Annotated in this window: 9 protein-coding genes; 6 read left to right on the forward strand and 3 right to left on the reverse strand. The window is 56.2% G+C overall.

Annotated elements, in window-relative coordinates; genetic code table 11:
- Window positions 1–163: 163 nt before the first annotated feature.
- Entirely contained in the window at window positions 164–1,303 is a 1,140-nt protein-coding gene (locus ASD03_RS12795) for an RHE_PE00001 family protein (protein ID WP_057214022.1), read from the forward strand.
- Window positions 1,304–1,465: 162 nt separating this feature from the next.
- On the opposite strand, the gene ASD03_RS12800 is transcribed toward ASD03_RS12795, so the two are convergent.
- The 3 genes from ASD03_RS12800 to ASD03_RS12810 all read right to left on the reverse strand — a co-directional run bounded on the left by ASD03_RS12800 (window position 1,466) and on the right by ASD03_RS12810 (window position 9,718).
- The gene (locus ASD03_RS12800) at window positions 1,466–4,846 is read right to left on the reverse strand and encodes a VPA1262 family protein (RefSeq protein ID WP_057214025.1); all 3,381 of its coding nucleotides are present in this window, start codon (window positions 4,844–4,846) and stop codon (window positions 1,466–1,468) included.
- A gap of 243 nt (window positions 4,847–5,089) precedes the next feature.
- Window positions 5,090–5,872 carry a hypothetical protein gene (locus tag ASD03_RS12805; protein ID WP_156407960.1) on the reverse strand — a complete coding sequence of 261 codons (783 nt, stop codon included), beginning with the start codon at window positions 5,870–5,872 and terminating at the stop codon, window positions 5,090–5,092.
- 588 nt (window positions 5,873–6,460) lie between these two features.
- Window positions 6,461–9,718: an NERD domain-containing protein gene (locus tag ASD03_RS12810; protein ID WP_057214031.1), complete on the reverse strand. Its 3,258-nt coding sequence runs from the start codon at window positions 9,716–9,718 to the stop codon at window positions 6,461–6,463.
- Window positions 9,719–10,240: 522 nt separating this feature from the next.
- Between ASD03_RS12810 and ASD03_RS12815 the strand changes: the two genes are divergently transcribed.
- The 5 genes from ASD03_RS12815 (at window position 10,241) to ASD03_RS12835 (ending at window position 14,181) form a co-directional block, all read left to right on the forward strand.
- Entirely contained in the window at window positions 10,241–10,996 is a 756-nt protein-coding gene (locus tag ASD03_RS12815) for a hypothetical protein (protein WP_057214033.1), read from the forward strand.
- A complete protein-coding gene (locus ASD03_RS12820) occupies window positions 10,993–11,718 on the forward strand; it encodes a DUF6602 domain-containing protein (RefSeq protein ID WP_057214036.1) in 726 nt (241 codons plus the stop codon). The genes ASD03_RS12815 and ASD03_RS12820 overlap by 4 nt, the downstream gene beginning before the upstream one ends.
- A 9-nt stretch (window positions 11,719–11,727) precedes the next feature.
- Window positions 11,728–12,570: a hypothetical protein gene (locus ASD03_RS12825; protein ID WP_057214039.1), complete on the forward strand. Its 843-nt coding sequence runs from the start codon at window positions 11,728–11,730 to the stop codon at window positions 12,568–12,570.
- Window positions 12,571–12,914: 344 nt separating this feature from the next.
- Window positions 12,915–13,397 carry a helix-turn-helix domain-containing protein gene (locus ASD03_RS12830; RefSeq protein WP_057214042.1) on the forward strand — a complete coding sequence of 161 codons (483 nt, stop codon included), beginning with the start codon at window positions 12,915–12,917 and terminating at the stop codon, window positions 13,395–13,397.
- Window positions 13,398–13,449: 52 nt separating this feature from the next.
- Window positions 13,450–14,181 (forward strand): Abi family protein, encoded by a 732-nt coding sequence (locus tag ASD03_RS12835; RefSeq protein WP_244494638.1) that lies wholly within the window; start codon window positions 13,450–13,452, stop codon window positions 14,179–14,181.
- The last annotated feature ends 3 nt before the right edge of the window (window positions 14,182–14,184 follow it).

Below are 14,184 nucleotides of genomic sequence, written 5' to 3' on the forward strand. Positions count from 1 at the left end.
CAGGCATTTTCAGTGAGCCATGACGACTGAAATGCCAAGAGAACGTCTTCAGATGGTTCACTATCGATACTTGAAACCTATCGATGGTTATAACTCAACTGGCAATCATACCCAGTGAGGAACTATAACTTTCACATAGCGTTCTTTTAATAAATCATTTACCATGATTTCAATGACTTACGATCTCACGAAAATCAGCATGACACCCCTGATGCGGTCGGCTTTCGACGCCGGCATCGCGCTCGCCCGTCTCGACGAGCGCATCGCGCGGTCGCCGGTCGGTGAAGGCTGGATAGAACGCATGCACTTCGCCGACGCCTGCGCCTCGCTATGGATCGACGGCGAGCTCGTCCACCTCGAGGACCTGGTGCTGCACGACGCCGGCCATGACATCCGCACGCCCACCCACGAATTGACGATTGCCCGCGACGTGCTGCGCAGCCGCCGCCGCATCGCATCGCAGCCGCCCGGCTGGGCGCTGAGCCCCGACGGCTTGCGCAGCCTACGGCAGGGGGGGCCCGCAGCAACACAGGAGACCAAAGTTGCCAAGGCGAGCGCCAGCGCCGAGGGCGACGAGCATGCGTTCGAAAGGGGGGAGGGGGCGCCGGCCTCTGCCGAGCCCGATCCCTTCGATGCCGAGCTGGCCACCATCGATGCGCTGCTCGCCCGATCGGACGCGGTGATCGAGGCGGCGAAGACGCCCGGCCGTGCCGAAGGGCGGGAAAGGGATTCGCTGGTCTATGATCTCGATTGGGATGAGGACGCGCGCTTTGAGGAATGGCGCGGTGTGCTCGCCCTGACCGGCGATCTGCCCCCGGTCCTGCAGACGATGATTGCCTTGGATGCCTGGAACGAGCTCGCCGTCCTGCAGCACGCGCCCTGGCTCGGCCGGCTTCTGGCGGCGTCGATCCTGCGCCAGGCGGGTCTCACCACCGCGGCGCATCTCGCCGCCGTCAATTTCGGCCAGAAAACCATCCCCGTCGATCGCCGCCGGCATCGCGACCGCGAAACACGGTTGCTGGCCATCGTCCAAGGCCTTGCCGCGGTCGCTGAGCTCGGCCTGAAAGAACACGACAGGCTGGCGCTGGCGCGGCAGATGATGGAGCGAAAGCTCAACGGACGGCGTACCTCGTCAAGATTGCCGGAGCTGATCGAACTGGTGATGGCGAGACCGCTCGTCTCGGCCGGCATGGTCGTGAAGACGCTTGAGGTCACGCCGCAGGCGGCGCGGCGGATCGTTTTGGAACTCGGCCTCAGGGAGATGACGGGAAGGGGGAGGTTTCGGGCGTGGGGAATTCTCTAGGACAAGGTCGGCCAACTTCACCGCCCTTCTCTTTAGATGCCACCTCATCTTCAATGTCACTGCCCCAGATGAAGCTGCTGCGGATCGCGAGAAGTCACGCTCAAAATTCCAGCTTGATTTGTCGGAAAAACCTAGTTTACGTTTGCCTTCAAATTGAAGGCATCATTTCGCTCGTGAGTCATTTGCACCTTCCGCCTTCCCAATTGAAGCTAAAAGCTCCTCTGCTTGGTCAAGAAAGGCAGCGATTCCGCTGTTATTGCCGGCGCCTTGTGCTCGCCATTCCCCCAATGGCCTAGCCGTGGCAAGCAATTCAGCTTCTCGCGAAAGCTCCTCAAGAGCTGCGCTATCCTTTCCGCAACGTTGAACGTAGTACAATGCCCACCTCGTAAAGGCGAATATCCACATAGCAACCAACAAAGCGTCATTCCAGCGAGACCAGTTGGATGTGCTGGCAAGTGGTTGCTGGATAGAGTGCCTCTGACCCCTCAGTATCGCTTTCACAATCTTCAAGCTGCTCGCTTGTTGTTCACTACTGCTATAGGCAAACAGGGTCGCAGCAATATTGGTCGTTTGGCCTTCACGAGAGCTTTCAAAGAGCCTCGAATCTTTTTGCGTCGGTCCTAGCAATATATTCAGTTCCTCGAACCAAATACCGCAGGCGTCGTCAATACTAGCGCGCTCACTCTCCAGCAAAGGAAAAATCACATCTCTTGAAAGCCATGGTTCCGCCCAGGCCAACTCGCGCATATGGCCACGCATCGAACCAACCAGCCGTGTAAGATCCTCTACCGGAATTGGTGAAGGGAGCGCTTCTCGCAATGCTGCCAGCAAAGCATCGTAGACGTCAGATTTTTCAGGATTCTTTGCTGCACGGCTAATCAACCAACCTAGGGTGTCGATTTGTTCCGGGTATGGAAAGGCTGCAATTAGTCTTAGTGCTTCTGAAGGCCCCTCGGGTTTTCCAAGCTCCCGCTCGATCACGTTTAGACCCATCCAATGCATGAGGCTGTTTTGGCTGTGAATAAGAGAGTTCCGTTGCATCTGGTTGATGTTAAAATCGGCAGACAGCGCGATCTCGCTGGCAATCTGGCTCAAAAGCGATAGTCGCAGTGCCTCTTCGACATTTGGCTCTTCAGGAAGAGAGGCCATTTGTGCCTCGGCTATCTGAAGAAGCACTTCCGGGGTATGCAACCATAGAAGCTTGATTGCAAAGAACTCTGACCAGGCCAAGCCGGTAAATTTTGTCATATGGTTCAGGTGATCGAGACGATATGGGCTGTGCAGGAGCTCATCGAGCGATTTTTGAAAGAGCCTAGAGTCCGATATAGTCCATTCTTTATCCTCGGCGTCATGAACGCGACTAAAGGACCTTTCGATAACTTGGGCAAGGAGCCGCAGAATGCCGTGTTCGGATTGAAGCTCACGATAAACGCGGTCGGCGATGTGGGAATGTGCAAGAATGTCACCTATCACGCCCCACCAAGCTTCGAATTCATCGAAATTCTCTGCGTGTTTCGTAACGCAATTGCGCAAGCCGGGCGTTTCAGGCAATGCCAGCGTTTCGCCCTTCAGCAGACCGACGTCTGTCATCTGCTTTTTCAACTCAGCTCCGTTGAGGCCTTCCAGCGAAATTTCGCCGGTCCACGCGCTCAGCACATCGCCGGCCCGAATCTTCTCCAGGAACTGCAGCGGCTCATAGTTCATCCGCATCGGGCGCGAAGTCTTTGTTTCGAAGAGAAGGCGCATAGGAGGGTTGTCGGCCTCTTCATTCGATTGGGTGGCTTTTGTCTCCTGAATTAGAGTTGATTTGTAATCCTCCACTGCGAGCAGGGTGTCTGCAGGAATCGGGGTAATCAGTAGCGGATAGTTTTCAGCTGCCTTTTGAAGCGAATTCGAAAAATGAAAGCCCGCGGCCGGCAGCCCGTCCGGAGCCATGAAGAGGATGTAGCGATCATGCAACCGACCTTCTTTCAAGCCGTATATCCGCAACTTCAAATGTTCTAGTCTGTTGCGATTGTTTTCGCAGATTGCGATCAGGTTGCTGATGCGGGTCGGCGTGGGGCTCTCGGGTTCATCTGCTATGGGATCATCCGCTTTTTGCCTTACCTTTGGTAGCGATGTGAATACTATATAGTCCCCTTGCGGTGAGGCTCCGAGCGCGAGAAGGCTTAGGCCCACATCTTCGAAATACGGATCGAAAATCACAATCTGATGCTGTCGATACTTGTTTAGCAGCTGCTTGAACCACTCGACGAATTGAAGACGCCCGTCTCCATCGCCTTCGCTCCAGCGCAAAAAGAAGCGTCCATCTGACTTCGAAGGATGGAGACGCGTAAAAAGCGACCCGAGATTGCGATTGGCCGGAACCCAAGGATCCGCCGCGCGTCCGCCCACGCTGCTTTCGAATGCAGGGCTGCTACGATCAATTGTCAGCGCACCCGTCACTCGGGCCGATGCTGCCGGACGGGTAGTTTTTTCGAGCCAGTCGAACTTGACCGGAGTACGGCTGTGGCCTACCGCGTGACCACTGAAGCTTATCTCCCGAATATAGCTGATCCGCCAACGGCAACACAGTATGCCTTGGCGAAGATGGTTGTCATTGAACCCATAAATCTCAAGTTCCGTGCTGTCGATTCTGCTGCGGAACTGATCGGGTAGATCGAATTTGCACTCAAAAATTTCCGAATTTGTCCGCTCCGCAAAAGCGATTGCGGAATAGGCAATTTGGCCACCATTCTCGATAACAAGGCGGAACTGGAAACTGGTGTAGAGTGGCACTTGCTGCGGATCAAATTGCGCTGTGAGTGCCAGCCGGCTTTCGGTCCAACTGACATCCAACAATGGACGCTCGCGATCGTCCAGCGTCGGAAACACCATGAGCTCGATGTCGCCGAGACGTGACCTGTCCACGCCGCCGAAATCCAGGCCAGTGTCTGCGTTCAAGCGGCGAACCAATAGTTTGGCTAGACGAACGCTGTATTCTCCGTCGAGACGAAAGAGTGCTACCTTGTCGGTTTGGACGATGGACGCGCTGTAAGCCCCGGCGCCGCCGTGCGGGCTAGACGGAGCGGATCGCTCATATGCATCTCGGTTGATCAGATAAGATACGGGGCGATAGACCAGCGGACCAGCGGTCAACGATGCCGTTCCGAACCGCGCTTTTAATTTTCCTTTCTGGAAGGTCAGCTTTAAGTCATCGCTGATTTCGGAGATGGTCCGGCTGGCACTGAAGTGTTGCAGCAGCTCGGAACATCGAGCGCTCGGGACGTAAAGACTGAGTTTCTCAATCTTTACGTCCGCATCTCCAATTCGGTGAGAGTCGTTATTGTCGCTGGCCGACCAAGAATCGTTCGAGAAGGTATAAGGGACAAGACGCCCGTAAATGATCCGGCTCTCGATTGTGTCCGCGGACTCTATCCGCATGACCCAAAGCTGCAAAGCGCAGTCGCGTTCGCTCGACGAGAATAAACGACCCAAGCGATCGTCATTGACAAGATCGTCAAGTGTTGGAGCCGCTTGTTCTAGTTTTGCGTGTTTTCTCATTCTCATTTCACCAGTACGAGGTCGAGATTTTTTCGATCTTCGGATAGAAGCCTCTGACACGACCAGATATGAATTGGGTTGTTAAGAACAGCACGAAATATGCATGCCGTGAAGCTCCTGAGGCTGCCCGTCTTCCGTCCCTCGCGCGGGCGAATTCCCGAAATCCTGGCCAGCGGTCGGCGCTATGCTGATTTCTTCGATTGCAGGAAGTTGGAAACGGGCGGTCGCCCTTTGCTCATCCTGTTATTTTGCGACATCCCATATCCATCGGCGCACGAACTCAATCCGTCTGATGACCAGTTGATGATTTGGCATGTCCCATCGCTCCGCTAGGCCCGTCACGCGGGCGTAGGAGGGATCCCATTCCCTTCCGGTCATTTCGGCGCGCACCATGCCGGTGTCCCAGACGAGCGATCCGCTCAGACCATAGGCTTGCTCCTTCCTGGTGTTCGCCCTTGTTTCCCGCGGCGTCCCAGGTGTAAAATGGCTGTCACTCATTTCAAAGTTCAAATAGAAGAAGTTGTCTTCCGAGATGAACTTCTCGTTGATTTGCGTACAAAATCCGGTCGGCTTCGTATCGATAATACCATCCCATGCCGCAGAATTTTCTTGGCTGTACCCCTGCAAGAAAAACACTTCTCCCCGCACAGGGTCGTGTTTCTCCGCAAATAACGTTTCGAACTCGATTGGCTCAGACCCATGAATGGTATCAAGCCAAGCCTCTTGCTGAACTGGCAAAACCGCGCAATCCAATGCGCCGTCTGCTTCTATGTAGTCGTAAGCTGACCTGTAGAGCTTTTCGGTATTTTGGAACCCAAACACAGCTCCACCGTCATCAGCGACGTGTTTACACGTTATAATGTGAAGTCTTTGATCGATGGTAAGTAGCGTCCCGGTACCCACCAGATATGCGTGATAATCGTCTACCCGCAGCAATGGAATGACCGATGGCCCGATCAGACTGATCATGAAGTCGGCGACGTGCGCCATCTTCTTTCGGAATTGTCCCTGTGCTTTGTCAGACACTGCAACCTCGATAAATCAATACGACTATGTCGGCGCAAGCTATGCGTTGTGGGTTGAACTGCGGTTAAGCTGGGTGGGCGAACATTGAGGTTTCAGGCAAACCGGTCGGTTTGCGACAAGAATTTCACCAGTTTTATTCACTAATTCTCGCTGGGCCTCGGTGTCTTTGTAGACCGATTTGGTCCGAAGTGATCGATGGGTGTCAAGACTGTAAATAGGACCAGGCCGCCGGATCACCTTCACACGCTTTATGCCGATGGCACGGAGCCGACCATTCGGCCGTCTCCGCCGATACCGGTTACGATCGCTTGTCCTACGGGCGCCCACGCACCCGATTATGAAGCCCGTTCCGGGCCGCTTCTGTCTGTTCTCGCCCCATGACATCGCCATCCGTTCGGATCAAGGGACGGGCGCGGCAAGCCGCTTGTCGCGTCGGAGAAAAGCGGCTTTCGGCCTGCGGGCCCGTTCAAAGTTTGGTCAAGTGTCCGCGCAGCCAGTGGCGTCCTAACCGGCGGTAGGAAACCGCCCATCGTATTGTTGCACGACCTCGGCCGTGTGGGGATAGCGACTAGTGGTAAGGTCAGAAACCTAGCAGCGCATTTCGATCTGGCGAATGGCAGCAGTCGCCGATCGCGCGAAGTCTGGTTGATTGAGAAGAATTCGCAGCATTCCCAAATCGCTCCTGTCGCCCAGCTCCCCGACGAGGCTGACTGCCCATGTTGTGGCGCGCTCATCTTTGCCCCCGTGACTGTCTAATGCAGGAGTGCCCAGAGGCAGGAACTGCCGTGCGATTTTCACTAATTGCGCCTGAAAAAGACGAGAAATTTCTACCGATCCATAGCTTCTTGACTCAGACATCGGCGAGCGCTGCTCAAGTCCCTCCAGAATGACGTCATGCAGACAACTAATAACGATCGGAGCAGGTATAAGCAGCAACGCTTCCCAGGCAGCAGCTGCAGCAGATAAGGCAGCCTCCGAACGAATTTCAGCATACCTTACGATGTCACGGAGGCGTACGAAACATTGCTGGCGATCGTCATCCGTGGGCGTTTCAGGCAATTCGACTCCGTGTCTCGCTAGAAACCTCGTCGCTAGAACAAAAACCGCGATTTCGTCCTGCCAGTGCGGATTTATTTCCGGATAGCGCGCATAGCGAACGAACAGTGGCGCATCCGAAGGGTCATCTTCATCTGCCACCGCGGTCGCCAGCCATTTGAGCGACAGGGAGTGACGAACGCTATCAGCCCGAAAAGCACGGGTGACCAACCGCTTCTTCTCGATATCCGAAAGGCCGTTGACCTCCTCGCAATATATGCCGTCGAAGGGGTGGTCGAACTGGGCAACGTAGATCGACAACGCCTGCTCGAAGGTATCTTCATCGTCTTCGCCGTTCAGCGCGGCGCGAAGCTGGTCTCCTATCCCTTCCCGCGCCTCCTCCGCCTCCTCGTCAAGAGCGCCCAAAAGCTTCAGCGCCTCAATGATGCTGGTGCTTATAAATAAGTGAAAATCATTCGGCTCGAGTTGCTGGAGCGCTTCGGTCAGTCTGGCAAGCGCCGCGTCCGAGGCGCGGCGCACAAACCCTGCCGCGTGGAGGATGGCGAGCTGCACATGATATGGCTCGCGCCGGAACCTCGCCGTAATCACCTCGGCGAGCTGCTCGCAGAACGACGACTCATCTCCAGCATACAGGGAATGCCGATGCTCTACGACGAAATGCAGTTCGCCTGATGTCAAATCCATCAAGTGTTTGGAGCGCATTACATCGCTTTGTCCAATGTCTTCCCAGAACGATTGGGCGCCGCCAACCATCAGCCGGAAACTCGATTTCCAACCGGAGTATAGGCCGAGATATGCAAGTCCGAAGCTCGCGCTTCGAAGCCCAACATTGTATCGTCGGGCATCATCGTCCAGCCGTTTGCGCTCCAAGAGAAGCCGACCATCCATAACGCGGCATAGCTTCAGGTACTCCTCGACCGTAGCGCCGTATTTCGCAGCAACGCCCAAACCGCAGAACTGAGCAATCTCTTCTTTGCTGTAGTCCGGCAGTTGCTCCCACTCAACACTGACCTTCTCCTCGCTCACACGAAGCGCCAAACGCAGGTTTTCAATGTCGGAAAGTATCCGGGAAGCGGCTTGGGCTAAAATCTTTCGGGACGCCGACCTGGCTATCGCGCCGGATTCGCCCATAGCGCATTTTGCTAAAATATCGGCGCTTGTCAGGGAGCCCAGAATTTCACAGGCTGTTGTCTCGTCGTCGACTGCCGCCAAGACATCCGGTGCCAAGGCCTCGGCAAAGGCGGTATTCAGCGTTTGCGAGACTGCGCCTGTTTCCGAACGGGCAAGCTGTGCATAAGCCTGCGCGGCGCAGCCAAACAGGAACATTTCGTGGAAGAAAGAGATGCGTCCAGCGCGACGTTCGAGCAGGCCGGACGAAAGCATTATCTCGCACTGCTCATCGCTAAGGCCGTTCGCGATCATGATATCGTCGAATGCCGTCTCGGTGACTGAATAAGAGAACTGACCAAAGAGCTGAAGGGCAAAGGATCTCAGGCCGGCGTAGCAGGTTCTTGTTTTCTCTCCCAAGCGTTTGCGGATGATTTGATCAACAAGGCTGCTTCTCGTGGCATCGGGACCTAGCACGTCTTGAAGTTCGGCCACCATCCTCGCCTCGAGGCCGCTTCGCACCCCAGCGAGAACCTTCTTCGCCTCGCCGGACAGAGAGGAGGCTGCTGCAGATGTCGCGATCCTGTTCTTCAGGTCATTATCCGGTTCACTCACTGCGATCAGTGCCAGTCCTTCCAGAATGACGGGTCTCTTGCCCTGGCTGGTAACGACCAGCTGCGCTCCGTATCTCCTAGCAAGGATTCTCAATCCGCGTAGCGTTTTTTCGAAAAGGGCGCCGGGTAGCTCGTTTATGCCGTCAAGAAAGATGCACGCACGCCCAGACGTCTGCCGGACAGCTTTTAGCAGCGAGGCCAAGGGGATATCCGCCACGAGCGCAATTTCGGTTTTCAGAGCATCGGCAAGCGATTCCGAAATGTCTTTTGCCTGCACAAACAGGACTACTGCACCATCCCGCGCGAGATGTACCGCAGCCGCCTTCGCCATCAGGGTCTTGCCGCATCCTGAAGGGCCTGTGACGAATACTCCCGCACTTCCCCCAACCAGTGCAGACGCAATGGCATCACGTTGCTGATCGCTGGCGGCGATCCAGCCATCGGCCTGCGGCTGATAGTCCCTGACGAGAGCATCTCGATACCGCCCCATGAGTTCGGCCGGCGCATTGTCGAATGCCTCGATTAAGGGCACCCGCCTGAGGCGCTGACGTTCAGCCCATCGCCTCCACTCCTCAAGAGACCAGGGATTGCCGTCCTCCAGAGAAAGAGCTGCAAGAAAGTCCGGCAAACCGCCAACATGCACCTTGAAGTTTCCGGGCGTGAGATCGGACCCTTCAGGAATGTTATCGCTGAAAACGACGTGTGCCTCTGGATGAAATCTTTCCGGCAAGCGCCCCATGGCATCACGGAGGATGTTCTTCCGCTGGAGAGCCTGCTTGTAGCCATTGGTGACGGAAGCCCAACTGCCGTCGGCCGTCGCGTACTCCCACGTGCCCTCGATATCGCCGCGCACCGGCAAGGCGCTTGACTTGACCTCCGTAACGACAACGCGGGCAGCTGTGATGACAACGAAGTCGAACTGCCGGCCTAAAAGCTCAAAATTGGCGAATACCAGAAGTGGCTGTTTGTGTTCGTTGGAGAATTTACTCAAAGCTCTGAGAAGCTTTACTTCTGAGCGGTGCGCGATTGGGTCGCCTATAAAAACGTCCAAATATTCATCGTGACTCATGCGACTTATTCTAGCAAAGTTTTAGCTGACACGCACCAACGCCGATCTGGACGGGCGAGCGCGGGAAGCGTGGAAAGCTCCCGCCCTGGCGCCACGGACGGACCTGAATCGTGGGCCTGCATACCATCCGAAATATCGGCGGCATAAGAATTTATCCGGCAACGCTGGGCGGTGTATTCGGCGCATTCATCGATCGCAGGCGGCTTTTGGGGCTGGCAAACGAGGGCTCGTCTTTTCGCCATCAAGACCTTTGAAAGCTATGGTCTTCGGAAATGTCCCGAAATTTGCAATGGATCTGTCCAATGACTTCGCGTCGTCCATTTCGGCCGTGCGTCAAGTTCTGCGATGTCCCAAACGCAGTAATCCAGCTCATACCGCCTAATTTTGGACGACGGGCGTGGAACGGTCCACGTTGCTCACTGCCTGTCCTGATCTGAAATCGGCCACGAAAAGGCTTCTTGCGAGATATTGTGTAAAATGTGACGTTACACTCGCCCATCTTCAAGGAACTGACCCACACGCATGAGCGACGCCTATTTGCAGGGAATATTGGCCCGCGAGGCCGTCGATACCGGGCCATATTCGCCGGTGCGGGGTGTTCAGGGGATCCTGGCGCCGCTGGTTGGCGAGTGGGCGAAAGGCAACCTGATTTCGATTAGCGCGAGTGGATCATTTTCCAAGGGAACAGCCAACCACAGCGGCACGGATATCGACCTGTTCATCTCGCTGTCGGAGAACACGCCTGATACGCTCCAGGAGATATACGACAAGCTGTTCGCCAAGCTCGCAGGGGTGGGATACGCGCCGAAACGACAGGACGTTTCCATAAACATCAGGGTCGGCGGCTACGACGTGGACCTGGTCCCGGCCAAGCGGCAGAACGCCTTGTCGAACGATCACAGCCTTTATCGGCGCAAGGCCAGCACATGGACCAAAACCAACGTCCAGACGCATATCACGACTGTCTGGGCGGGCGCCCGGCAGCAGGAGTCGCGCCTCATCAAGCTGTGGCGAGACCAGAAAGGGCTGGATTTTCTGTCCTTCTACATTGAGCTGGCCGTCATCGTGGCGCTGAGCAATACGAATTACCCGACCTTGAGCGATCGGATCGTCGCGTGCCTCACCTATCTGCGCGACACATTTTCGAATGCGCGGTTTGTCGATCCGGCCAACACCAACAACGTGATTTCGGACGATCTGACGGCTGCGGAAAAACAGAGGATCAGCGCAGCCGCGGGGCAGGCGCTTAGTGGTAGTTGGGAGCAGTTTGTCACATGAGTGGGTGGTCGCTGCAGGAATTACTGGCCGGGCTGCACGACAAGGTGCAGGAGGACCTGAACCGGGCGCGCAGGTCGTTCGCCCATTCGGGCACGAAAGGCGACGCCAGCGAAGCCGTTTGGGTCGATTTGCTGGATACCTATCTGCCGAAGCGGTATCAGGTAGACACCGCCCATATCGTGGACAATCACGGCACGTTCAGTCAGCAGATCGACGTCGTCATTTACGACCGGCAATACACGCCGCTGATTTTCGAGATGCACGGCATCAAAATCATTCCGGCCGAAAGCGTCTATGCCGTATTTGAGGCCAAGCAGACGCTGAACGCGACTTATGTGGGATATGCCCGCGACAAGGCGGCGAGCGTCCGTAAGCTCGACCGCACCAGCCTGGCGGTGACGTGGCTCGGCGGGAAGTCGGAACCAAAGAAGCGGCACTGGATTCTCGGTGGCATCCTGACGTTCGAAAGCGAGTGGAGCCCGCCGATGGGCAAAACCATGACGGACCTGCTCGACAGCGCACCGGATGAAAGTCTGCTCGATATCGGCTGCGTGGCGGCGCACGGCTGGTTCGGCCGCAACGCCGACGGCGTTACGGCGGTGACGCTCAACAGCAAGTCCGTCACCGGCTTTCTGTTGGAGCTGATCGCCCGGCTGCAGGAGATCGGAACCGTACCGATGATCGACGTGCGGGCTTATGCTCGCTGGCTGGCGGAAGACTAGGAGCGCTTGATGCTTAAATTTGACCCTGCATGGCGGTTTTCCAGCCCTGGACCGGCGCCGGCGACGCTGTCGCGCGCATTCTATGATTTCATCGAAAAAATCGGCTCTCAGGGAAATACCTGGGGGATCGTCGAACGCTTTAAGGAAGCGTTCGGCGGTTCGGGGAACAGCAGCAGCCTTAGCTGGGCGTGGTCCGATATGGATAGCGCAATGCGCCGGGCGGAAGACAACGCGCCACTGTTCATCGAGGCGTTTTATACGGTCTGCATGGAGTGCGCTGATGACGGCCTGGGCGTGCCCGACGTGGCGATGATCAATCGCGTACTTGCGGAACACGGCGCGGGCTATCGGATCGAACCGCCCCATCTGGTCGCCACAAACCCGCTGGCCCCACCGATTTCCGTGCCCGACGCCGCACCTTCCCTCGACGCGCAGGCGCGGGAGCTGATTGAAGCATCGCTCGAGGATTCGAACCGGCTCCTCGGAGAAGGGAAAAGCCGCCAGGCGGTTTCTGAAATCCTCTGGCTTCTGGAGTCTGTTGCGACCGTGTTCCGGGGAACCGGCACGAGTGATCGCACAGTTCAGGGGAAATATTTCAACAAGATAGTCGGCGAAATGAGATCCGGCAATCGCGGCACGTCTCAGGAGCAGATCCTTGACTGGATGACGAAACTGCACGGCTATCTGTCCTCGCCAACCGGCGGCGGCGTACGTCACGGTATGGATCTCAAGGCCGGGGTCGCCATCCAGCAGAATGAGGCGCGACTGTATTGCAATCTGATCCGGAGCTACATCACCTATCTCATCGAGGAACACGAGCGTCTTCAGAAGATGAGAACCACTGCAGCGTGAAGCGGCGCGAGTGCATCGCTTTGAATCGGTCGAATTGGATTGGAACAGGGCGTATTTTCCGTTCCGATTGGTGTTCGAGCATGTTACAACCGCTTCGCGGTACAAAAAAGGATGCTTAAGTATGGAAACTAGCAACCCCACCCGTCGGGAACGAGGCTTCCCAAGGTAGGGGCGAAATCCGACCAGTAAAGCATCGTGAACCATATAGCTTTAGTGGTGGACACAGCACAATTAACGCAGATAGGGGTAGCCCCTGCGTTTTCCATACCCCCGACAGCCCGCCTCATTGAAAGCTGGTATGCGCCTGCGTATCTTCTTTGCAACCGAAGGAGATTTAAACCAACATGAGCGCAACCCCTACCGATGCAGAAGTCATCAATTTTCCAAAGCCCGCAGCCAAGAAGTCGTCCTCTACGGAGCGCATCTGGGGCAAGGCTGTTTATAGTCACGGCTATGCGGGCATCCCCTCCATCTTGATCCAGGCACAGCGGCGCCTCGGCATCAACGCGATGCAGATGAACATCATCATCCAGCTCCTGGATTACTGGCACGAGCCGACGCGCAAGCCGTTTCCGGCCAAAAAGGAGCTGGCGAAACGCATGGATGTCACCGAGAAAACCATCCAGAACAATATGCGCGCCCTGGAGAAGGCCGGCTATATCAGGCGCGAAATGCGCAAGACGGCTGCCGGAGACTGGAACAGCAATATCTACCACCTCGACGGCCTGGTGACGAAGATCCAGGCGCTTGAGCCGGAATTCGCGGCTGAAAAGAAGCAGCGGAAGGAAGCCAAGGCAGCTTTGCAAATTCCGAAGCACGTCAAGTGATTAGGGCAAAAAATTACCCCGGCCGCATGCCTAGGGCAGAGACGGTACCGGGGTGTACGATTACCGATATAGAAGAGGTGGGGAAAAAATGCAAGGGGAAGTAGGGAAGCCAGTTTCCTATGATGCGCTGGAAATGGCGCTTTCCCTGGAGCGGTTTGGCCGTTACCTCGACTGGGCGAACGGCGACCGTAGCCGTGCTATTGAGCTATATACGCTCAATACGTTGATTTCGGAAAGCCTTTATACGCCGCTGCAGATGCTTGAAGTGGCGCTGCGCAACCGAATTCATGCAGTCATGACCGAAGCGGTCAATGAAAGCTGGTTTCACGAACCGGGATTGCTGCTCGGCGAATGGCAGCCCGAACAGCTCGCCAAGGCGATTCAGGACATTGAGGAAGCCAAGAAGGAGCCGACGCCCGGCCGGGTCGTCGCGGCGTTGACGTTCAGCTTCTGGACCGCCATGTTCGGCAAGGACTATGAAACGTTGTGGCAGACGACGCTGCACAAGATCGGCCGTAAGCCAGACGGAAAGGGGCTGCGAAGAAAGGATTTCTCGGGCCCGCTGGCGCAAGTCCGCAGCCTGCGCAATCGCATCGCCCATCACGAGCCTGTCATCATGTGGAACCTGCCGAAGCGTCACGACAGCATGATGGAGATGACCGGCTGGCTGTCCCCTCCTGCCGCCGAATGGTGCCAGACGCATTGCCGGTTTCAGCAGGTATATCCGGCGGAACCGATCGTGCTGCATCAGCCGCCCAAGGAAGCGAAAGCCGGGGAATCCTGATAG

Origin of the sequence: Ensifer sp. Root127, from assembly GCF_001425225.1 — a bacterium.
Lineage (GTDB): Bacteria > Pseudomonadota > Alphaproteobacteria > Rhizobiales > Rhizobiaceae > Ensifer > Ensifer canadensis.